This is a genomic window from [Rhizobium] kunmingense (assembly GCF_977018605.1).
Window position 1 is genome coordinate 3,572,536 of the sequence record NZ_CDRNXG010000001.1, and the last position, 21,126, is coordinate 3,593,661.

Below are 21,126 nucleotides of genomic sequence, written 5' to 3' on the forward strand. Positions count from 1 at the left end.
CAAGCGATTTTGCGCGCAGGAGGCGTGTGTCTGTCACATAGACCGACAAAAGCGCCCGTCCAAATATATTAACAATGTGTTTCTATGCATCCGCCATCTATTCTGAAATGAAACATCTGCTAAACTAGTAGAAATCGCTAATGTCGCCCTTGCCACATTCGACTTATTAGACATCTTCTATATAGATCACGGACATGGACGCGGCTATGACCACTGAGAGATTTGTCCTGGATGACATGGACACCCTGCTTCTGGATATTTCCATGGCGCGAGGCCTTGATGAGATCATGGCCGTCGTCAGGGGTTCGGCGCGCCGCCTGATCGGTGCGGACGGGCTCGCCTTCATCCTGCGCGAGCGCAACGAGTGCTATTATGTCGACGAGGATGCAATCTCGCCCCTGTGGAAGGGGCAGCGCTTTCCGATGGCGTCCTGCATTTCCGGATGGGCCATGGCGCATTCGGAAGTGGTCGTCATAGACGACATCTACAATGATGCGCGCATACCGCATGACGCCTACCGCCCGACATTCGTGAAAAGCCTGGCCATGGTGCCTTTGCGTCCCGGCGATCCGCTGGGCGCGATCGGCGCCTACTGGGCCGTTCCCGGACCGCCGCCTTCGGAAAGCGTCTACCGCCTGCAGCGCATCGCCAACACGGCGGCGGTCGCCATGGCCAATGTGGCCTTGACCAATTCGCTGGCTGCGGCCCGCGACGAAGCGGCGCGCGCCCGCGACGCGATGATCCTGGCGATGGCGTCGCTTGCCGAAACCCGCGACCACGAGACGGGCGACCATATCCGCCGCACGCAGCATTATGTGCGCGCACTCGCCGAAGCGCTCAATCGCCGGCAGCCGGAAACGGAAGGGCTGGACGAGGAATTCGTCGACCTGCTCTACAAGTCGGCGCCGCTGCACGATATCGGCAAGGTCGGCATTCCGGACCGCATCCTGCAAAAGCCGGGGCGGCTCGACCTGGAAGAATTCGCCATCATGAAGACCCATGCAGATCTCGGCCGGGCGGCGATCGCCACCGCCGAGCGCTATATCGGGTCGAGCAATCCCTTTCTCAGCCTCGCCAAGGAAATCGCCCATTGCCACCACGAGCGGTGGGATGGCAGCGGCTATCCGCGTGGCCTGAAGGGGGAAGACATTCCGCTCGCCGGCCGCATCATGGCCGTTGCCGATGTGTATGACGCGCTCGTCTCGGAGCGCATCTACAAGCCGGCGATGACGCATGACGAGGCTGTCGATATCATCACCCGCGAAAGCGGAAAACATTTCGACCCGGCCGTCGTTGCCGCTTTCGACGAGATCGCACCGCAATTTGCCGCGATCCACCGGCAGTTTAATCAGGCCGTCTGATCGGCTGCAGAACCTGGCGTTAAAAAGCCCTGGCCGATCAGGCCCTTGCCGGGAATTCGGCAAGGCGGGCGGCATAGCGCGCCATCGTATCGACTTCAAAATTGATGAAATCGCCCGGCTTGCGGTCACCCCATGTGGTAACGGACAGCGTGTGACGGATCAGCAGGATATCGAAATCGGTGCCGTTCACGGCATTGACCGTCAGCGACGTGCCGTCGAGCGCCACCGATCCCTTCGGTGCGACGAAGCGGGCCAGTTCTTCCGGTGCGCGCAGGGTGATGCGGACCGCCTCGCCTTCCGGCTCGACAGCGAGAATTTCCGCCTTTCCATCCACATGGCCGGAGACGATGTGGCCGCCGAGTTCGTCGCCGATCTTCAACGCCCGCTCGAGATTGATCCGCGTACCCTTGGTCCAGGAGGCGATCGTCGTCAGACGCAGCGCCTCTTCCCAGGCCTCGACCTCGAACCAGCGCTCGTTGCTGCCATCTTCCGGCAGCGTCGTGACCGTCAGGCAGACGCCGCCATGGGCGATGGAGGCGCCGAGATCGATGGTCTTCGGATCATAGTTGGTGGCGATGCGCAGCTTGACGCCTTCATCGAGGGGGGTCAGTTCCGCAACCGTGCCGACGTCCGTGACAATACCGGTAAACATAATCAGCCTCTTTCGTATTCGATCCAGCGATCGGCGCCGAAGCGCTCGTCGCGAACGCAATGAAATCCTGCCGGAATATCGGTTGGCGTGAACGGCGCTTCAAGCCCGCCCTCGCCGACGACGAGGTCGGAGCGGGAGAAGACCAGACGGTCAACCAGATCGGCCTTGATGAAATCACGGGCGACGCGCGCGCCTCCCTCGACCATCAGCGAGGAGATGCCGCGGGTCGCAAGGTTGGCGAGCAGATCGGCAAGGTTCGCCACTTGCAGGATCTCGACACCGGCGGACATCAGGGCGCGGAGCTTTTCCTCGCTCGACGGATGCGCCTCGCAGAAGGGATCGGTCACCGCGATCACCGGAACGGTCTTGGCGGACATGACGAGTTTCGACGTCAGCGGCAGCTCCAGCCGGCGGTCGAGGACGATGCGCAGGGGCGAGCGGCCCTCAAGCCCCGGCAGGCGCACCGTCAGTTCGGGATCGTCGGTCAGCGCCGTGCCGATGCCGACGAGAATGGCATCATTCTCGGCGCGCATCATGTGGACCTGTGCACGCGATCTAGGCCCTGTGACCACGACTTCCTCACCCGGCCTGCCCATCATGCCATCGGCGGAAACCGCAAGCTTCAGAGTCACATAGGGGCGACCCTTCGTCTGACGCTCGAGATAGGCTGCCAAGACGCGACGGCCCTCCTCTTCCAGAAGCCCGGTCTCGACGACGATACCGGCCTCCCGCAGGATGCCGAAGCCGCGGCCGGAAACACGCGGATCGGGATCATTGAGACAGACGACGACGCGGGCGATGCCGGCGGCAACGAGCGCATTGGCGCAGGGGGGGGTGCGGCCGTGATGGGAGCAGGGTTCGAGCGTGACATAGGCGGTGGCGCCCTTCGCCATGTCACCGGCGACGGCAAGCGCCTGAGTTTCGGCATGCGGGCGACCACCAAGGGCCGTCACCGCCTGCCCGACGATCGCGCCATCCTTGACGACGATGCAGCCGACGGAAGGGTTGGTCGCCGTCAGACCGGAGTGCCACATGGACAGCCGCAGGGCAGCTGCCATGAAGCGCTGGTCGTCCGGCGCACCGGTCAATTGTCCAGCCCCGGATCGCGGCCGATCCTGGCATTGATCTCCTCGATCACCTTCTCGAAATCCTCCGCGTGGGAGAAATCGCGATAGACCGAGGCATAGCGGACGAAGCCGACGTCATCGAGGCTTTTCAAGGCTTCGAGTACCTGCAGGCCGATCTGTTCGGACGAGATCTCCGCTTCGCCCGAGCTTTCCAGACGACGAACGATGCCGGAGACGGCACGCTCGATGCGGTCGGCATCGACCGGGCGCTTGCGCAGCGCGATCTGGAAGGATCGCACCAGCTTGTCGCGGGCAAACGGCACCTTGCGGCCGGTCTTCTTCAGCACCATCAGCTCGCGCAGCTGTACGCGTTCGAAGGTGGTGAAACGGCCGCCGCAATCCGGGCAGATGCGCCGCCGGCGGATGGAGGTGAAATCCTCCGCCGGACGCGAATCCTTGACCTGGGTATCTTCCGAGCCGCAGAAGGGGCAGCGCATGCCGTCTCCTCGTTTTTCTTAGAGGTAAGGGTACATCGGGAAACGGTCCGTCAGGGCGACGACCTTTTCACGAACGGCGGCTTCGACAGCGGCATTGCCTTCATCCGAATTGGCCGTCTTGAGGCCATCGAGAACCTCGACGATGAGGTTGCCGATTTCCTTGAACTCGGCTTCCTTGAAGCCACGTGTCGTGCCGGCCGGCGTGCCGAGACGGACGCCGGAGGTAACGAAAGGCTTTTCAGGATCGAACGGGATGCCGTTCTTGTTGCAGGTGATGTAACCACGACCGAGAGCCGCTTCGGCGCGCTTGCCGGTGGCGTTCTTCTTGCGCAGGTCGACCAGCATCAGATGGTTGTCGGTGCCGCCCGATACGATGTCGAGACCGCCGGCCACCAGCGTTTCCGACAGCGCCTTGGCGTTCTTGACGATCTGGGCTGCATAATCCTTGAAGTCGGGCTGCAACGCCTCGCCGAAGGCAACGGCCTTAGCGGCGATGATGTGCATCAGCGGACCGCCCTGCAGGCCGGGGAAGACGGCCGAGTTGAACTTCTTCGCCAGATCCTCGTCATTGGTGAGGATAACGCCGCCGCGCGGGCCGCGCAGCGACTTGTGGGTCGTGGTCGTGGCGACGTGGCAATGCGGGAACGGCGACGGATGCTGGCCACCGGCCACGAGACCGGCGATATGCGCCATATCGACCATCAGGTATGCGCCGACTTCATCGGCAATCTCGCGGAAACGCTTCCAGTCCCAGATGCGGGAGTAAGCGGTGCCGCCGGCGATGATCAGCTTCGGCTTGTGTTCGCGTGCCTTGGCGGCAACGTCGTCCATGTCGAGCAGGTTGTCGTCTTCACGAACACCGTAGGACACGACGTTGAACCATTTACCGGACATGTTGACCGGCGAGCCGTGGGTCAGGTGACCGCCCGAGTTGAGGTCGAGGCCCATGAACGTGTCGCCCGGCTGCAGCAGCGCGAGGAAGACGGCCTGGTTCATCTGCGAACCGGAATTCGGCTGGACGTTTGCGAAGTTGACGCCGAACAGCTTCTTGGCACGTTCGATCGCAAGTTCTTCGGCGATATCGACGAACTGGCAGCCGCCGTAATAACGCTTGCCCGGATAGCCTTCGGCATACTTGTTGGTCATGATCGAGCCCTGGGCTTCGAGCACGGCGCGGGAAACGATGTTTTCCGATGCGATCAGTTCGATCTCGTGGCGCTGGCGACCGAGCTCCTTCTGGATCGAACCGAAGATTTCCGGATCGGTTTCGGCAAGCGGGCGGGAGAAGAAGACTTCGGTATTCGACATTGACGAGGCTCCACGAAAGGGATGGCAAGCAGTGTGAGGCGTCTTAGCGCCCTGCCCGCGCAAGGGCAATACGGCGCGCGACATTTGCACGTCAGGGACGGCCATGGAGAGCAGAAACACAAAGGCCGCGCCCTCTTGCAAGGACGCGGCCTGTTGAAATCGGTCGGTAGCAAAAAGATTACTGCGGCAGCATGTCGCTTTCGGTGATCGCGCCCTGACGCTGTTCGATACCGGTCGTGGTCTGCAGCGCCAGTTCCTGGTTGCCGTCCTTCTGGTAGATATCGTCGCGGAACTGCACAACCTGGTCCTTGGCCGACCATGCGGTGATGTAGACGATATAGACCGGCACTTCCTGGGAGAGCTTGATCGGCGTGTTCTGGCGCGTCGCGATGACGCGTTCCATTTCCTGACGCGACCAGCCGGGCGTATCGCGCAGCAGCCAGGCGTTCAGGTCGCGGACGTTCTGGACGCGGATACAGCCCGAGGATTCGAAACGAATAAGCTTGTTGAACAGGCCCTGCTGGGGCGTGTCGTGCATGTATTCGTTGTTCGGGTTGTGGAAGTTGATCTTCGTCGAAGCCATGGCATTGATCTTGCCCGGATCCTGACGGAACATCAGGTTCGGTGCCTTCGGCGCGTTCCAGTCGACGGTCTCCGGCGAAACTTCCTGACCACGGCCATCGAACAGGCGGATCTGGTTGCGTGTCAGATAAGTCGGGTCCTTGCGCATCAACGGCACGATATCCTTCTCGATGATCGAGCGAGGCGCCGTCCAGTAAGGGTTGAGGATAACCTCGTAGACCTTCGAGTTGATGGCATGCGTCGGGCGGTCGATACGACCGACGACGGCGGTGTTGCGCAGGGCCACTCGGTCGTTCTCGACGGCTTCCACGTAGGCGGCCGGAATGTTGACCATCATGTAGCGAGGACCGAGGTCGCCGGACATCGACTGAAGCCGCACAAGATTGGTTTCAAGCTGCATCAGACGCGTCTGGGCAGGCACGTTCATCGCTTTGAGCGAAAATTCGCCGAGAACGCCATCGGTCGGCAGGCCGTGACGGGCCTGGAAACGCTTCACGGCGCCATCGACATTGCTGTCGAAGGAGTTCGACAGACCCGCAGACTGATCGAGGTCGCCAGCGATCATCAGGCGGCGACGCAGGTTCTGAACGCCCGGATCGACCACGCCGAGTTGCAGGCGGGTGCCAGAGCCGACTTCCGGCCAGCCACCGTTGGAGACGATCTGCTGGTAGGCGAAGATCGCCTGCTGGATGTTGGCAGGGCCTTCGGAGCCGAGAACAGGATTGTTGGATGCAACGCCTGCCGCAGAGCGCGAACCGCGCGCATCGAACTGATCATCCCAGCTTCCGCGACGCGGTGCGTTGATCAGGGCATCGATCGGGCTCTGGGCCATGGCCGGCACAGCGAGAGCTGCGGCACCCGCAGACGCGGCAGTGCGCAGCAGGGAGCGGCGAGAGAGAAGTTCAGGTCCGATCTTTTTCGACATCATCCTATCCATCTGATCCCGGTCAACACACGAGGGTTACAGGGATATGGTTAAAAAGACGCAAAAGCCAAGCCGCCGCACCTCGATCCTGTGCCAGCTGCCTGCCGAATAACGCCATCTCACCAATTGCTTGAACTTGCCGGGTCCCATAGCAATATGGCCAATTCGTGTCGGTAAACGCCGGTTCACGAACCCGTGTGACCGGGGTGGCATCCCCGCCTATGCCCCTACCGATACGCCGCCCGCGACCGAAAGCGCCCAGCGAAAGCTTCATGCAAGCCGACAGGACTAATTGTAACGGCTTGTAATAAGAGGGGGAACGTCGTGACCTGGAACCCAACACATACGTTGGCGCCGAACAAGCTTGTGTTTCTGTTGTTCGATCATCTCGCGAGCGCCCAGTGGGTCGGCTATGTCAACGAGGACGGCATATGCGAATGGCCGCAGCAGGTTCGCGGCTACAAGCCGACAGCATGGCAGGACGTGATCGTCGACGTGAGCCGGATCACCGCCGTCGAGGGCTGAGCATCGCGCCAGACGCCCCATTGCGACATGGGGCAAGCGGATGGAACGTACGAAAAAGCAAAACGGAGCGCCTGAAAACGCTCCGTTTTGCTTTGTGCGTCACCGCATGACTGGAGGAAATGAGTAACGCCGGACCTTCCGGATTGCCCTCAGTGGCTTGAGGGCACGCGTCTCATTACATCCGGTAGGCGATCGAGTCGTTCCAGAAGCGGTCGAGACGCTGGAGCAGCTTGTTCATCTGCGAGAACTCGCCTTCGCCGATGCCGCCGACCTTTTCGATCGAGCCGATGTGGCGCTCATAGAGCTTGGCGACGGTTTCGGCGATCTGCTGGCCGGCCGGCGTCAGGCTGATACGGACCGAGCGACGGTCGATGCGCGAGCGGGAGTGGTTGATGAAGCCGAGATCGACCAGCTTCTTGACGTTGTAGGAAACGTTCGAGCCGAGGTAGTAACCGCGGGAGCGAAGTTCACCGGCAGTCAGTTCCGAGTTGCCGATGTTGAAGAGAAGAAGCGCCTGGACTGCGTTGACGTCGTCGCGACCCTGGCGGTCGAACTCGTCCTTGATGACGTCGAGAAGGCGGCGGTGAAGACGTTCGACCAGATGCAGCGACTCCATGTAGAGCGAGCGGATGGTGTCTTCCTGGATGTCTGCGACTGCCGGTGCCTGCGGCTTGAGCTTGGTGTTCATGATAACTGCCTCACTGTTTTGTTTGGCGGTGTGTTTGTTTGTTCCCGCCTTGAGACAGACCCTATCGAATGCTTTTAAAATTCGACTTAAAACACCTGGTTAACAAAACCTTGCCTGCATTTTCCAATTCCGGCGGCACTGTGGCGACCACCCCCGAACACCGAATTCACACCATTATTTTCAATAGGTTACGTCGAAAAATTAGATAAAATCCAACCTATTTGCCTTTAGGATCATGGTAAATCAGTCCTTACCCGTTCCTCCTTGCGGCGCTCATCCAGCCACATGGAGACCCGGAAGACGACATAAAGGGTGGCCACAAGCACGTGCAGAATGGGCACCAGCGTGTTCTCTCCGAACAGATCCGGCCAGACGACATACATCAAAATCTGGATGATCGCGGCGATTGCCCAGAGCACGGCGCCCCAGGCGGCCGTCAGCCACAGACCGAGCGCGGTGACCGGGAAAAGCACGGCGAGCGTCGGCGCGACGACACGCCAGGGAAGATTGAGCAGGTCGAAGCGTGCCTGACCATCCAGCGAATAGCCGACGAGCATCGCCCAATATTGCAGACCGAACCAGAAACAGGTGATCGCGATCATCCTCAGGAAGAAGACGAAAAGAAGCTCGGTCAACGTGCGCCGCGGCGTAGAAGGTTTATCAGGTTCCATGACGACAATGATATACAGAGGCATGGCGGCAGCCGCCAGCCACGCGCATGGCAGCAATGCCTGATCCAGCCCATTCATAAACAACTTGTCGCATGCTATTGAGCCGGCAACTCAGCATGCAATGGAGCCACCGTCATGGACAAGACGCATCTCGTCGACGAAATCACCGGACATCGCCGCATGCGACGCAACCGCAAGGCGGACTGGACGCGTCGCATGGTGCAGGAAAACCGGCTGACAGTGGACGACCTGATCTGGCCGATCTTCATCACTCACGGCACCGGCGTCGTCGATCCGATCCCGGCCATGCCGGGCGTCAACCGGATGAGCGTCGACAAGGCGGTCGAAGCCGTCAGGCAGGCTGCCGATCTCGGCATTCCGGCAATCGCCCCCTTCCCCGACATCGAGATGGAACTGCGCGACCCGACGGGTTCGGCCATTCTCGACCGCGACAACCTGATGAACCGGTTCATCCGCGAGGCAAAGAAGGCGGTGCCGAATATCGGCCTGATCACCGACGTCGCGCTCGACCCTTTCACAAGCCACGGTCACGACGGCATCCTGCGCGACGGCGTCATCGTCAATGACGAGACGGTCGACCAGGTGGTCAAAGCCGCGATCATGCAGGCCGATGCCGGCGCCGACATCATCTCGCCGTCGGAAATGATGGACGGACGCATCGGCGCCATCCGCCGCGGGCTTGACGCGGCCGGCCACCAGGATGTCGGCATCATGTCCTATGCGACGAAATTCTCGTCAGGATTCTATGGCCCCTATCGCGAGGCGATCAACACCGGTGGGCTTCTGAAGGGCGACAAGAATTCCTATTACATCTCGCCGGCCAACGGCACCGAGGCGCTGCGCGATGCCGCACTCGATGTCGAGGAAGGCGCCGACATGATGATGGTCAAGCCCGGCATCGCCTATCTCGACATCTGTTGGCGCGTGAAGGAAGCCTTCGGGCTTCCAACCTATGCCTATCAGGTCTCGGGCGAGTATTCGCAGATCAAGGCGGCAGCTATGAACGGCTGGATCGACGGCGAGCGGATCATGATGGAGACGCTTCTCTGCTTCAAGCGCGCCGGCTGCGACGGTATCCTCACCTATTTCGCCATGGACGTGGCGAAGAAACTTGCCGGCAAATAGGCCGGGACTTGTGAAAATCCGGTTTCCCCACCATATCTCTGGGGAAACCCAAGGAGACTACGCGCCGATGAGTATCGAACCGAACCCGACCTATGCCGCACCGGAAGACTGGCGCGCCTATAGCGGCGTTCTTTCGCGCCGGGTGTTTGCCTTCATCATCGACTACGTGATCGTGCTTCTGCTGTGCATTCCCGCAGCGGTCATCGTCTTCTTCCTCGGCATCATCACGCTTGGCCTCGGCTTCATGCTCTACCCGGCGCTGTTCGTGATCGTCGCGATCCTCTATTTCGGCATGACGCTCGGCGGCCCATCACAGGCCTCGCCCGGCATGCGGGCCATGGGTATCATGCTGATGCGGATGGACGGACGCCGCCTCGACTTCATGACAGCCATGGTGCACACCGTCCTCTTCTGGCTGATCAACTCGGTGCTGACGCCGCTGATCCTGCTTGCCGGCCTGTTCACCGAGAAATCGCGCCTCGTGCACGACATGCTTCTCGGCACCGTCATCGTCCGGACCTCGTAAGAGACAATAATCACAGGATTGTTGCTGTCGACGGGCGCGCAATACCGCGCGCCTGCAGGCCCACGGTTGACGTTTTCCATATATGCGCCATGGTATGACTTTCCCATAACGACGACGGGACCGGCTACGACGAGATGAATACGCAGGCGACGCCTTCACCGCAGTTCTATCTGACGGCTCCGGCAGTTTGTCCCTATCTGTCGGGCGAGATGGAGCGCAAGGTGTTTACCCACCTCGTCGGCCCCCGCGCGGCGGAAATGAACGACCTTCTCACCCAAGGCGGTTTCAGACGATCGCAGAACATCGCCTACCGCCCCGCCTGCGAGGCCTGTCGCGCCTGCGTCTCGGTGCGCATCCTCGCCGGGGAGTTCGAGCCGACGCGATCAATGAAGCGGGTGATCAACTTCAACCGGGATATTGTCTCGACAATCCAGCCTGCCCAGCCATCCACCGAGCAGTTCGGCCTGTTTCGCCGCTATCTCGATGACCGCCACCAGCACGGCGGCATGTCGGACATGTCGGCTCTCGACTATGCGATCATGGTGGAGGACAGCCATGTGAACACGCGGCTGATCGAATACCGTATTCGCGAACCCGGCCACGGCATCAGCGATGACGCGAAAGGCGAATTGATCGCGGTTGCGCTGACCGACATGATGAGCGACGGGATGTCGATGGTCTATTCCTTCTTCAATCCGAAGGCCGACAGGCGCTCGCTCGGCACCTACATGATCCTCGACCATATCAGCCGCACCCAGGCGCTCGGCCTGCCGCATGTCTATCTCGGCTACTGGGTCAAGGGATCCTCCAAGATGGACTACAAGACGCGCTATCAGCCGCAGGAACAGTTGACGGCGCGCGGCTGGGAACGGGCATTCCCCTTCGCCTCCCAAGAAGCCGACAGGCGCTAGATCGATGAACATCCACCGCAGAGGCTTGCTGATTACGGGTCTCGGCGGCGTCGCGCTGTCCTTCGACGTACCGCTGGTGCGGCTCGGCGGCGGCGAACTGTGGCAGACGCTGGCGCTGCGCAGCCTCTCGACCTTCATCCTCGGCATGGCGATCTGGCTGCTGATCCGCAGGCTGAACCCTGCCAACACCGCACTCAGGCCCGGCAAGGCAGGATTGCTCGCAGGACTGTTCTACGGGCTCTCCACCATCACCTTTCTTGGCGGCGTGTTCAACACGGCAACCGCCAACGTCGTCTTCATCGTCGCTTTCACGCCGATGTTTGCGGCGCTTTTCGGTTGGCTCTTCCTTAGAGAGCGACCGACGCGGGCGACGTGGATCACAATGATCGTGATGGTGTTCGGTGTCGGCCTTATCGTCTCCGGCGGGCTGTCTAGCGGCGAGTGGCTCGGCAATCTCTCGGCGTTTCTGACCACATTGCTGCTTGCCGGCGCAATCAGCATCGGTCGCAAGACACGCATCGATCTCGGTCTCGTGCCGCTGGTCGCGACAATCATTCCGGCGATCGTCGGCCTGTCCATGATGCAGCCGGGCGGGCTGACCTCCATTCCCCTTCCCTTCTGGGTGCTGCTCGACGGCCTGGTGCTGTTGCCGCTTGCATTCTGGTGCCTCGCGACCGGTCCGAAATACCTGACGGGCGCCGAGGTCGGCATGTGCTACCTGCTCGAGACGGTGCTGGCGCCGATATGGGTCTGGCTGATCTTCGCCGAGGCAATGCACGGCCGCACGCTTTTGGGCGGCGCGATCCTGATCCTGGCGCTCATCGGCCATGCGGTGTGGCAGATGCGCTGGGAACGAACGATATCGCAGCAATCGTGACTTGATTGCCGCGCGTCACACCTCATGTTATAACGCAGTTAGAACATGAGGACGAAGATGAACACGACAATTCGCAAAATCGGCAATTCGGAGGGCGTGATCATTCCAAAGGAAGTTCTCGACCGGTTGGGCCTGAAGGCGGGCGACAGCGTGGAAATCCGGGAGGAAAAGGGCAGTATCACCCTTGTTCCCGAGGAGGCCGATCTCGCCGAACAGCTGAAAGCTGCACGCCTCGGCATGGAGAAATACAAGGTAGCGCTTCGGGAACTGGCAAAATGACGGCCATCAAGTGGCTGTCGCGTCTTGCAATCGAGATCATCCATCAGGAGCAGCTGGAAGAGCACGGCGGCCTTCCAGGCTTGAAGGATGAGAACGCGCTCGAAGCAGCTCTTGCACGCCCATTGCATAAAAACGCCTATGGCGAGGATGACCTCTTCGTCCTAGGCGCCGCTTATCTTTTTGGCTTCGCCCGCACCCCCCCATTTTCCGATGGTAACAAGCGGACTGCCTATCTGGCCGCCTTCACGTTTCTGCTGATCAACGGCCACTTGGTCGAGGCGAGTCAGGCCGATGTCATCGCGTTTGTACTCGCGGTCGCAGCCGGCGAGATCGACGAGGACGGCGCGACGCGTTTCTTGCGCGATCACACCGTCCCTTATCCCTGATTGCTTGCCGGCCCTTTGATTACCCGGCAAACTTGCCGCTGCGCGGGAATCCCTTGGGCACGGTGCGGCCGGCGGAGGCGCGATCGCCCATCCATTCCAGAAGCTCGTCCCTGCTGCGGTTGAAGGCGCGGCCGGCACTGTCCTCCCAGGAAAGGCCTGCGTCCATGGCAAAACACTTGATGTCGGAAATGCCGCCATCCTTGTAGCGCTGCAGGCGCACGCCCTTGCCGCGGGTCATTTCCGGCAGCTGCTCCAGCGGGAAGACAACCATCTTGCGGTTCTCGCCGACGATTGCGACGTGATCGCCCGAGACCGGTACGACAAGCTTGGTCTCGTCCGGCATCGACACGTTCATCACCTGCTTGCCCTTGCGGGTGTTGGCGATCATCTCGCTCTCGGCAACGATGAAGCCGTAGCCTGCAGTCGAGGAGACGATCATCTTGCGGCTGGCATCGTGGACGAAGGCGGTCAGGATGTCCTGATCGTTCTCCATGTCGACCATGATGCGGATCGGCTCGCCATGGCCACGGCCGCCGGGCAGCTTGTCGCCGCCGAGCGTGTAGACCTTGCCGCCGGTGGTGACGAGCAGCAGCTTGTCGGTCGTCTGTGCCGGGAAGGCGATCTTCGGCCCGTCGCCCTCCTTGAAGGTGAGGCCCGACGTATCGGCGACATGACCTTTCAGCGCGCGGATCCAGCCCTTCTGAGAAATGACGATGGTGATCGGCTCCTTCTCGATCATCGCCTGCTGGATGGCTTCGAGATCGGCTTCCGGTGCGTCGGCGAACTGGGTGCGGCGGCGGCCGAGCTCGGTCGCCTTGGCATACTTCTTCTTGACGTCCTGGATCTCGATCTCGATCATCCGCCACTGCTTGTCGTCGGATGCGAGCAGCGCCTCGATCTCGGCCTTTTCCTTGGTCAGGTTGTCGTGCTCGGTGCGGATCTCGAATTCCTCGAGCTTGCGCAATGCACGAAGGCGCATGTTGAGGATCGCCTCGACCTGGATGTCGGTCAGCGCCCAGCGCTCCATCATCACCGGCTTCGGCTCATCTTCCTCGCGGATGATGCGGATCACTTCGTCGATGTTGAGATAGGCGACGAGAAGACCGCCGAGGATCTCCAGGCGACGATCGATCGCGGCAAGACGATGCTGCGATCGGCGGACGAGCACCTCCTTGCGGTGCGCCAGCCATTCGACCAGCACTTCGTTGATCGCCATCACCCTGGGCACGCGGCCCATGGAGAGCACGTTCATGTTCAGCGGAATGCGGCTTTCAAGCTCGGTGAGCTTGAACATCGATTCCATCAGAAGCGTCGCGTCGACCGTGCGGCTCTTCGGCACGATGACGACGCGCACGTCTTCGGCCGACTCGTCGCGGATATCGTCGAGCAGCGGCAGCTTGCGGGCGATCAGCAGTTCGGCGATCTTTTCGATCAGGCGCGACTTCTGCACCTGATAGGGAATTTCGGTGACGACGATCTGGTAGCCGCCGCGGCCGAGGTCTTCCACTTCCCACTTGGCGCGAACGCGAAAACCGCCGCGGCCGGTCTTGTAACTTTCGATGATGCTTTCGCGACTGTCGATGATGATGCCGCCGGTCGGCAGATCCGGGCCGGGAATGAACTCGACCAGCTTTTCGACCGTTGCATCGGGATGCTTGATCAGATGCAGGGCCGCATCGCAAAGCTCGTGGGCGTTGTGCGGCGGGATCGAGGTCGCCATGCCGACCGCGATGCCGGTGGCACCGTTGGCGAGCAGGTTAGGAAAGGCGCCCGGCAAAACGACCGGCTCGGAATTCGACTCGTCGTAAGTATCGCGGAAATCGACAGCATCCTCACCGATACCCTCAAGCAGCAGCTCGGCTACCGCCGTCATCTTGCTTTCGGTGTAACGCATCGCGGCGGGACTATCGCCGTCGATATTGCCGAAATTGCCCTGGCCGTTGACCAGCGGGTAGCGCAGCGAGAAATCCTGCGCCAGACGGGCCAGCGCATCATAGATCGCCTGGTCACCGTGCGGGTGATAGTTACCCATCACTTCGCCGACGATCTTGGCGCATTTGCGGAAGGCCGTGTTCGGGCGAAGACCCATCTCGCTCATCGCATAGACGATGCGGCGGTGGACGGGCTTCAGGCCGTCGCGAACGTCCGGCAGTGCACGATGCATGATGGTGGAAAGCGCATAGGCGAGGTAGCGCTCTTCAAGCGCTGCCTTCAAGTCCACCGGTTGTATATTGTCGCCGCCGTCGCCGCCAGGCGGATTCACGATCTGTCCCATGCGTCCTGCCTAGCGGAAAGCCCGGTTTTCGGCAACAAAGCGCGCCATTCTGGCTGTGGAGAACCTCAGCTCAACGCCTTGTGTTTCCGGCCTGCCACAAAAAGGGCCTGATAGCCGGTTGACAAAGCCATGGACGTTTCATTTGCCCGACCTATAAATGCCATTGATTTCATGGGTAGTTCCCTGCCCTTCAGGAGGTTCTTCATGCGTTATGCTTCCAAGGCCCGGCTGCTCGCAGCCGGCACAGCGCTTCTGGCGTTCGGTACACCCGCCTTCGCACTCGATGGCAACGATCTCGTCAACAAGATCAACAAGGCGCTCTACATGGAGCCGGGTGCCGGCATCACGCCGGGTTCGGTCGAAGTGAACGGATCGAACGTGACGCTGCGCGACAGCCGTTTTTCAGCTCCCAACGGCCAGGGCAGCCTGCCGCTCGGCACGATCGAGCTGGAAGGCATCGAAGAGGTCGATGGCGGCGGTTACACGATCGACAGCATGACCTTCGACAACGTCGCCATCCGTCAGGACAAGACCGAGATCAATGCTTCGGACATTGCGATGACCGGCGTGACGGTGCCGGGCGACCCCAACGGCAACACGCTCGACGCGATCCTGCTCTATGACGAAGCGAGCACCGGCGCGCTGGATATCAAGGTCGACGGCAGGCAAGTGATGTCGATCGCCTCCTCGACGATCACCACCGAGGTCTCCGACGACGACAAGAATGTCGGCTTCGACATGAAGGTGAACGACATCAAGGCTGACCTCGGCACGATCGACGACCCGAATACGCGCCAGACGATCTCCGATCTGGGCATAAGCTCGCTGAACGGCAGCGCCAATCTGACCGGTAGCTGGAGCCTTGATTCCGGTACGCTGGCCGTCGAGGAATATGTGCTCGACTTCGCCAATGTCGGCAAGCTCGACATGGCTTTCAGCCTATCGGGCTACACGCTCGACTTCGTCCGCTCCTCCAACGAGGTGGCCAAGGCCATGGAGAGCAATCCGAACAAGCAGGAGGCCCAACAGGCGGCCAATCTGGCGATGCTCGGCCTGATGCAGCGCCTGACCTTCAACAGCGCGATGATCCGTTTCGAGGATGCCGGCATCACCCAGAAGGCGCTCGATACGGCCGGCAAGCAGCAGGGCACGAGCGGCAGCCAGATGGCCCAGATGATCAAGGCCATGACGCCGATCGTGCTGTCCCAGTACAACATTCCCGAATTGCAGAACGCGCTCAGCCAGGCGGTCAACACCTATCTGGACGATCCGGGCAGCTTCACGCTGACTGCACAGCCGCAGAACCCCGTGCCCTTCCCGATGATCCTCGGCGCCGGCATGGGCGCGCCGAACACGCTGCCGCAGGTGCTCGGCGTGACGGTGAAGGCGAACGACTGATCGACCGCCGGCCGCATAGCCAAAGAAGCCCGGCGGATGACTGCCGGGCTTTTCTCGTTTCAGTGGGCGGCTGAATTCGCCAGCGAGGCATGGTCCTTGTCGTGCAGGGCGAAACGGTCGATCATGCCGGCACTGGCCTCGTTTGCCCCTTCGACATCGACGGCGACGCCGCGGCGGCGGAATTTCAGCACGACCTGATCGAGCGCACCGACAGCCGAGATATCCCAGAGATGGGCTCGGCTGACATCGATCGTCACTTCGGCCAGCTTCTCCTCGAAATCGAAGGCCTGCAGCAGGCTTTGGGTGGATGCGAAGAACAATTGCCCCTCGACCCGGTAGGTTCGCACGGTACCGTCAGACGACAGCCAGGACGTGACCGTGACCATGCGCGCCACCTTGCCGGCGAAGAAGACGCCGGACAGCAGCACGCCGACGATGACGCCCTGAGACAGGTCGTGCGTGGCAAGCACCGTTGCCATCGTCGCCAGCATGACGATCGAAGAGGTGCCGGGATGGCGTTTCAGATCGACGAGCGATGTCCAGGAAAACGTGCCGATCGACACGACGATCATGATCGAAACGAGTGCAGCAACCGGCACGATACGCAGGATATCGTCGAGGACGAGAAGCAGGACGAGCAGGAAGGCGCCGGCGACGAAGGTGGAAAGCCGGCCGCGACCGCCCGACGAGACGTTGATCACCGACTGGCCGATCATGGCGCAGCCGCCCATGCCGCCGAAGAGGGCGGAGACGATATTGCCGCTCCCCTGGCCGTAGCATTCGCGCGTCCTGCTGCTCGTCGTATCGGTCATGTCGTCGACAATCTGGGCTGTCAGCAGCGATTCCAGCAGGCCGACTGCGGCAAGCGCCAGAGAATAGGGGAAGATGATCTGCAGCGTCTCGAAGGTCAGAGGCACCATCGGGAACGCAAAGACCGGCAACGCGGTCGGCATTTCGCCGAGATCGGCGACGGTCGGCACATGAATACCGAAGCTGAGAGCCGTGACCGTCACCACGACGATGGCGACCAGCGGCGAAGGCACCGCCTTCGTCAGGTAGGGAAACAGATAGATGACGGCAAGTGCCAGCGCGATCAGCGCATAGGTGACGGGCGGCACGTTGGTGAGCTGCGGCAGCTGCGCCATGAAGATCAGGATGGCCAGGGAGTTGACGAAGCCGGTCATCACCGATTTCGACACGAAGCGCATCAGGCGTGCAAGCTTCAGCATGCCGGCAACGATCTGCAGGATGCCCATCAGGATGGTGGCGGCGAAGAGATACTCGATGCCGTGCTGCTTCACGAGCGGGGCCATGAGGACGGCGGTCGCCGCCGTTGCAGCCGAGATCATCGCCGGACGGCCGCCGGTGATCGCGGTGGTGCAGGCGATGGCGACGGAAGCGAACAGCCCGATCTTCGGGTCGACACCGGCGATGATGGAGAAGCCGACGGCCTCGGGTATGAGGGCGAGCGCCACGACGACGCCGGACAGGATGTCGCCACGGATGTTGGAAAACCACTCGCGGCGGTAGGTTACAAATCGGTTCATGGAAAATCGCACAAATTCATGCATGCCGGAGGGAGGTATCCAGTGAGAAATCGCGGCTGATGCTTTGTGTTGTCCGGCGGATCGGCGGCCGGAAGAGCCACTCGGGGGTCTCACCCAAGTCCTTGTGATGCCCAAGCTATAGCGGCGGAATGGAGATATGCCAAGTCTGCCCCCACATCCGTGGGGCTTCAGTGAGGTGGCGTTTGCGGCTAGGATCGGGAAAGGGATTTCGGGGGGAATGCCGATGGATGATGACGCGCAGCGAAAGCTGGTCAACAACGAGCGGCTGAAGCTGCTGGCAACGTTCATGAATGGAATTGCGATCGCAATGTTTGCCGTTGGCGGCATCGCGCCAATGATTTCGAACTTCTACGGTCCGAATGGCTTGACCGGCTCGGTGGCAATCACAAGCACCGTTTGTATTCTGGCGGCCTTCGTCCTACATTACTGGGGAAGTCTGCTTCTCAGAAGGCTCGTACCATGAACATGTGGGAACTCTTCGGAATGCTGCTCATGCCGATTTCCGGTCTCCTGTTCGGAGCGGTCGCGCTATACATCGTCAATCGCAAGTTCGGCCCCGGCTATCGTGACTGACCAGCCAAATAGGCAGGAATTCAAGCCACGGCAAAAGGCCGAGCTGTGTAGGCTCGGCCTTCTTTAGTCGCAGCATCATAATCTCGATCACTCGAGAACCTGGATCACCGTGCGCGTTTCCGGGTTCACGATGACGCGGCGTTCGTTGACGATCGTGTAGCCGTAATCCGCATAACCATCGACGGGACGAACTTCCACCGCCTCAGGCAGAACGCGTCCGACGAGGACGTCGCCCTCATAGGGTACGGACTCAACCGGCTGCTCCATCACATAGGTGCGGACCTCGCCAGGCATGACCACAGTCGAGTTGGTGGTCATCGGGTCCTGGGTGATCACCGTCGTCTGGGCGAAGGCGGTGCCGGTAAAGGCCATCAGGGCCGCAGAGGCGGCCAGCAGGTGCTTACGCATGTTGTTTCTCCCTTGCTTCTGCTGGCAACAACAACACGCCTGTCCCACTATGGTTCCGACAAAATGCCCGCCTTAATTGTGGCGCTCCCGGCCACAATGTCGACATGGTTGCGAAAAACCCGGCGACGCAAGGCCTCTCACGCAGACCATCGTCACCAGCCCCCCGATCGTCGAAGGCAACTCCGCCTTTCTTCAAATCACAAGACGGCTTCGTCTTTTTGATTTGGCGCGTTTCCAAACGCAAAACCGCTACGCAGTTTTGCTGGATCGGCTTCAGGCGGCGCGATGGACGTTTTCCTGCGCCGTGCTTGTTGCCAGGTTCTCCCGCAGGCGGAACATGGCGACCAGTTCGCGCAAGCGCTGGGCCTCGTCCATCAGGAGGGCGCTCGCCGCATTGTTCTCCTCCACCATGGCGGCATTCTGCTGCGTGCCCTGATCGAGAAGGTTGACGGCACTGTTGATTTCTCCCAACCCGACCGACTGTTCGCGGGCCGAGACGGCAATTGCCTCCACCTGCAGGTTGATCGCCTCGACGCGGCTGCCGATGCCGCTCAGGGCCTCGCCGGTCTCGCGCACGGAGCGCACGCCGTCCTTCACCTCTTCGGCAGAAACCCTGATGAGCTGCTTGATTTCGCGGGCGGCATCGGCCGATCGGCCGGCGAGTGCGCGCACTTCCTGCGCCACGACGGCGAAGCCGCGACCGGCCTCGCCGGCCCTCGCCGCTTCGACGCCGGCATTGAGCGCGAGCAGATTGGTCTGGAAGGCGATCTCGTCGATGACGCCGATGATGCCGGAAATCTTTTCCGACGAGCCTTCGATGCGACGCATCGCCTCCAGCGCATTGCTGACGAGACAGCGTGTATGTTCGGCCGCCTTGTTGGCGTCGCTGGCGATACCATGGGCCTCCTGCGAGCGGCGCGAGGAATTTCCGACATTGGCGGTGATCTGTTCCAGCGCGGCCGCCGTTTCTTCCAGCGAGGCGGCCTGCTGTTCGGTGCGGCGCGACAGGTCGTCGGCGCTGCCGGCGATCTCGCGGCTGCCGCCCTCGATCGTGCCGCTCGCCCTGGCGATTTCGGCCATGACCTCGGCGAGACGCGCGACCGTCTGGTTGAGATCGGCGCGCAGCTGCTCGAAATCGGGCGCGAATGGCTCGGAGAGCGTGAAGGACAGATCCCCGTCGGCCAGACGGTTCAGGCCCGCCGCAAGGCCGCTCGTTGCCTGCTGCAGCCTTGCGCGGGCCTCGGCCTCGGCCGTCTCCTGCATCTCACGGCGCTCACTCTCGGCACGGGCGCGCGAAGCCGCGGCTTCCTCTTCCAGACGGCGGTTGGTGATTGCCGCCTGCCGGAATGTTTCGAGCGCCCCTGCCATCGCGCCGAATTCGTTGCGGGCGCCGAGCGAGGGCACCGCAATGTCCGTCTCGCCGCCGGCAAGGGTGCGCATGGCGCCTGTCATGGCGACGACGGGACGGGTGATGGACCGCCCGATAAGCCAGACGCCGATCGCCAGGATTACGATCGCGGCGGCGATCATGCCGGCCACGAGCATCAGATTACGTTCGGCGATCCGGGTGTTCTCGGCAAGCGTTGCGGCGCGACGCGCCTCATAGCTGGTGCTGACCGCAGACACTTGCGGTTCAAGCGCATCATAGGCGCTTGAGACAGCTGCTTGCGATGCCGCCTCCTTCAGACTGCCTTCGGCATAGAGCTTGAAGGCGGTGCGGTAAACTTCCAGCGCATCCATCACACGGCTGCGCTGCGCGCCCGGCCGGAACGCCTGCTTGACGAGGCCGATGAAGAGTTCCGATTCGACCGCATGCCTATCAAGATAGGTCGGGTCACGGCGCAGGATGAAATCCTTCTCGTGGCGGCGCAGCATCAGCATGCTGGCGCGGATGGCTGCATCATCGACGGCCTGAAGTCTCTGCTCGATGGAATGGACGGCCGAGCGCATGGCGCCTTCCAGACCGCTGTTCTGGTCGAGGCCAAGGTTCTGGTTGTCGGCGACAAGCGTGACGAAGGAGGCTTCATAGGTTGAAAGGCCGCGATCAAGCTGGCCGAATGCGCCTGAAAGCTCTTCGCCGGCGGTGAGGCGCAGGTCGTCCAGAAGGACTCGCACACCCTTCATCGCCGCCTGAAACTTCTCGACCGACGCCATATCCCTGTGGATCAGAAAATACTGCTCCCAAAGCAGCGTATCACGCACCCCGGCCGACATCCGGGCGACATCGGCCTGGCTCTGCGTCAGCGTTTCCGCGGTTGCCCTGTAGCCAGCTTCCACCTGCCGCTGCGCCAGGAATATAGCTGCGATCGTACCGATGCCCGCAAGCGCAAGGACTGCGAGAAGCAGAACACGGTGGGAAATCCGAAGATTGGAGAAAAAGGCCAAAAGGTCGATCCCGTAACAGTTGAAGGTCGACGGGATAAGTGCAGCTCAGGGCTTAAATAAACTTCAAACCGGGTGCGAAATTTCGATGACAGTTTTATGACTGTGGAAAAGGTAGCGT

At 61.3% G+C, this 21,126-nt stretch carries 21 protein-coding genes and 1 other annotated feature; of the genes, 10 read left to right on the top strand and 11 right to left on the bottom strand.

Going from position 1 to position 21,126, the window contains the following annotated elements; translation table 11 throughout:
- Window positions 1-206: 206 nt before the first annotated feature.
- Window positions 207-1,361 (top strand): GAF and HD-GYP domain-containing protein, encoded by a 1,155-nt coding sequence (locus AC0JZ4_RS17280; RefSeq protein WP_471887545.1) that lies wholly within the window; start codon window positions 207-209, stop codon window positions 1,359-1,361.
- A 37-nt stretch (window positions 1,362-1,398) separates the two neighbouring features.
- On the opposite strand, the gene AC0JZ4_RS17285 is transcribed toward AC0JZ4_RS17280, so the two are convergent.
- From AC0JZ4_RS17285 to AC0JZ4_RS17305, 5 genes are all read right to left on the bottom strand, one after another.
- Window positions 1,399-2,013 carry a riboflavin synthase gene (locus tag AC0JZ4_RS17285; RefSeq protein ID WP_471887546.1) on the bottom strand — a complete coding sequence of 205 codons (615 nt, stop codon included), beginning with the start codon at window positions 2,011-2,013 and terminating at the stop codon, window positions 1,399-1,401.
- 2 nt (window positions 2,014-2,015) lie between these two features.
- Window positions 2,016-3,071, bottom strand: coding sequence for a bifunctional diaminohydroxyphosphoribosylaminopyrimidine deaminase/5-amino-6-(5-phosphoribosylamino)uracil reductase RibD (gene ribD, locus AC0JZ4_RS17290; RefSeq protein ID WP_471887928.1), 1,056 nt, complete (start codon window positions 3,069-3,071; stop codon window positions 2,016-2,018).
- A 26-nt stretch (window positions 3,072-3,097) separates the two neighbouring features.
- A complete protein-coding gene (gene nrdR / locus AC0JZ4_RS17295) occupies window positions 3,098-3,577 on the bottom strand; it encodes a transcriptional regulator NrdR (RefSeq protein ID WP_471887547.1) in 480 nt (159 codons plus the stop codon).
- A gap of 18 nt (window positions 3,578-3,595) precedes the next feature.
- Complete coding sequence (gene glyA / locus AC0JZ4_RS17300) at window positions 3,596-4,885, bottom strand: serine hydroxymethyltransferase (protein WP_471887548.1); 1,290 nt, start codon at window positions 4,883-4,885, stop codon at window positions 3,596-3,598.
- Window positions 4,886-5,063: 178 nt separating this feature from the next.
- Entirely contained in the window at window positions 5,064-6,392 is a 1,329-nt protein-coding gene (locus AC0JZ4_RS17305; protein ID WP_471887549.1) for a L,D-transpeptidase family protein, read from the bottom strand.
- A gap of 324 nt (window positions 6,393-6,716) precedes the next feature.
- Here AC0JZ4_RS17305 and AC0JZ4_RS17310 point away from each other — a divergent pair, with 324 nt between their 5' ends.
- Window positions 6,717-6,917 carry a hypothetical protein gene (locus AC0JZ4_RS17310; RefSeq protein WP_471887550.1) on the top strand — a complete coding sequence of 67 codons (201 nt, stop codon included), beginning with the start codon at window positions 6,717-6,719 and terminating at the stop codon, window positions 6,915-6,917.
- A gap of 175 nt (window positions 6,918-7,092) precedes the next feature.
- Here the strand turns inward: AC0JZ4_RS17310 and ldtR are convergent, their stop codons facing one another.
- The gene (gene ldtR / locus AC0JZ4_RS17315) at window positions 7,093-7,605 is read right to left on the bottom strand and encodes a transcriptional regulator LdtR (protein WP_471887551.1); all 513 of its coding nucleotides are present in this window, start codon (window positions 7,603-7,605) and stop codon (window positions 7,093-7,095) included.
- A 233-nt stretch (window positions 7,606-7,838) separates the two neighbouring features.
- Window positions 7,839-8,276, bottom strand: coding sequence for a DUF6163 family protein (locus tag AC0JZ4_RS17320; protein WP_471887929.1), 438 nt, complete (start codon window positions 8,274-8,276; stop codon window positions 7,839-7,841).
- 135 nt (window positions 8,277-8,411) lie between these two features.
- Here AC0JZ4_RS17320 and hemB point away from each other — a divergent pair, with 135 nt between their 5' ends.
- The 6 genes from hemB (at window position 8,412) to AC0JZ4_RS17350 (ending at window position 12,401) form a co-directional block, all read left to right on the top strand.
- Window positions 8,412-9,422: a porphobilinogen synthase gene (hemB, locus tag AC0JZ4_RS17325; protein WP_471887552.1), complete on the top strand. Its 1,011-nt coding sequence runs from the start codon at window positions 8,412-8,414 to the stop codon at window positions 9,420-9,422.
- A 67-nt stretch (window positions 9,423-9,489) separates the two neighbouring features.
- Window positions 9,490-9,948, top strand: a complete 459-nt coding sequence (locus AC0JZ4_RS17330; protein WP_471887553.1) for an RDD family protein — start codon at window positions 9,490-9,492, stop codon at window positions 9,946-9,948.
- Window positions 9,949-10,082: 134 nt separating this feature from the next.
- A complete protein-coding gene (locus tag AC0JZ4_RS17335; protein WP_471887554.1) occupies window positions 10,083-10,859 on the top strand; it encodes an arginyltransferase in 777 nt (258 codons plus the stop codon).
- Window positions 10,860-10,863: 4 nt separating this feature from the next.
- Complete coding sequence (locus tag AC0JZ4_RS17340; RefSeq protein WP_471887555.1) at window positions 10,864-11,736, top strand: DMT family transporter; 873 nt, start codon at window positions 10,864-10,866, stop codon at window positions 11,734-11,736.
- Between the two features lie 57 nt (window positions 11,737-11,793).
- The gene (locus AC0JZ4_RS17345; RefSeq protein ID WP_471887556.1) at window positions 11,794-12,015 is read left to right on the top strand and encodes an AbrB/MazE/SpoVT family DNA-binding domain-containing protein; all 222 of its coding nucleotides are present in this window, start codon (window positions 11,794-11,796) and stop codon (window positions 12,013-12,015) included.
- Complete coding sequence (locus AC0JZ4_RS17350) at window positions 12,012-12,401, top strand: type II toxin-antitoxin system death-on-curing family toxin (RefSeq protein ID WP_471887557.1); 390 nt, start codon at window positions 12,012-12,014, stop codon at window positions 12,399-12,401. The genes AC0JZ4_RS17345 and AC0JZ4_RS17350 overlap by 4 nt, the downstream gene beginning before the upstream one ends.
- Before the next feature lie 19 nt (window positions 12,402-12,420).
- Here the strand turns inward: AC0JZ4_RS17350 and parC are convergent, their stop codons facing one another.
- Complete coding sequence (parC, locus tag AC0JZ4_RS17355) at window positions 12,421-14,676, bottom strand: DNA topoisomerase IV subunit A (protein ID WP_471887558.1); 2,256 nt, start codon at window positions 14,674-14,676, stop codon at window positions 12,421-12,423.
- Between the two features lie 204 nt (window positions 14,677-14,880).
- On the opposite strand from parC, the gene AC0JZ4_RS17360 reads away from it, so the two are divergent.
- Window positions 14,881-16,074: a hypothetical protein gene (locus tag AC0JZ4_RS17360; protein WP_471887559.1), complete on the top strand. Its 1,194-nt coding sequence runs from the start codon at window positions 14,881-14,883 to the stop codon at window positions 16,072-16,074.
- A gap of 59 nt (window positions 16,075-16,133) precedes the next feature.
- On the opposite strand, the gene AC0JZ4_RS17365 is transcribed toward AC0JZ4_RS17360, so the two are convergent.
- The gene (locus AC0JZ4_RS17365) at window positions 16,134-17,621 is read right to left on the bottom strand and encodes a SulP family inorganic anion transporter (RefSeq protein ID WP_471887560.1); all 1,488 of its coding nucleotides are present in this window, start codon (window positions 17,619-17,621) and stop codon (window positions 16,134-16,136) included.
- Window positions 17,622-17,688: 67 nt separating this feature from the next.
- Window positions 17,689-17,746 (bottom strand) — a sequence feature (sul1 is cis-regulatory element that is thought to sense ions involved in sulfur or methionine metabolism; They are found in Alphaproteobacteria).
- A 119-nt stretch (window positions 17,747-17,865) separates the two neighbouring features.
- Between AC0JZ4_RS17365 and AC0JZ4_RS17370 the strand changes: the two genes are divergently transcribed.
- On the top strand, window positions 17,866-18,105 hold the full coding sequence (locus tag AC0JZ4_RS17370) for an amino acid transporter (RefSeq protein ID WP_471887561.1): 240 nt from the start codon (window positions 17,866-17,868) through the stop codon (window positions 18,103-18,105).
- A 197-nt stretch (window positions 18,106-18,302) separates the two neighbouring features.
- Here AC0JZ4_RS17370 and AC0JZ4_RS17375 read toward each other — a convergent pair whose 3' ends face one another.
- Window positions 18,303-18,623 (bottom strand): DUF1236 domain-containing protein, encoded by a 321-nt coding sequence (locus AC0JZ4_RS17375; RefSeq protein WP_471887562.1) that lies wholly within the window; start codon window positions 18,621-18,623, stop codon window positions 18,303-18,305.
- Between the two features lie 273 nt (window positions 18,624-18,896).
- On the bottom strand, window positions 18,897-21,008 hold the full coding sequence (locus AC0JZ4_RS17380; protein ID WP_471887563.1) for a methyl-accepting chemotaxis protein: 2,112 nt from the start codon (window positions 21,006-21,008) through the stop codon (window positions 18,897-18,899).
- Between the last annotated feature and the right edge of the window lie 118 nt (window positions 21,009-21,126).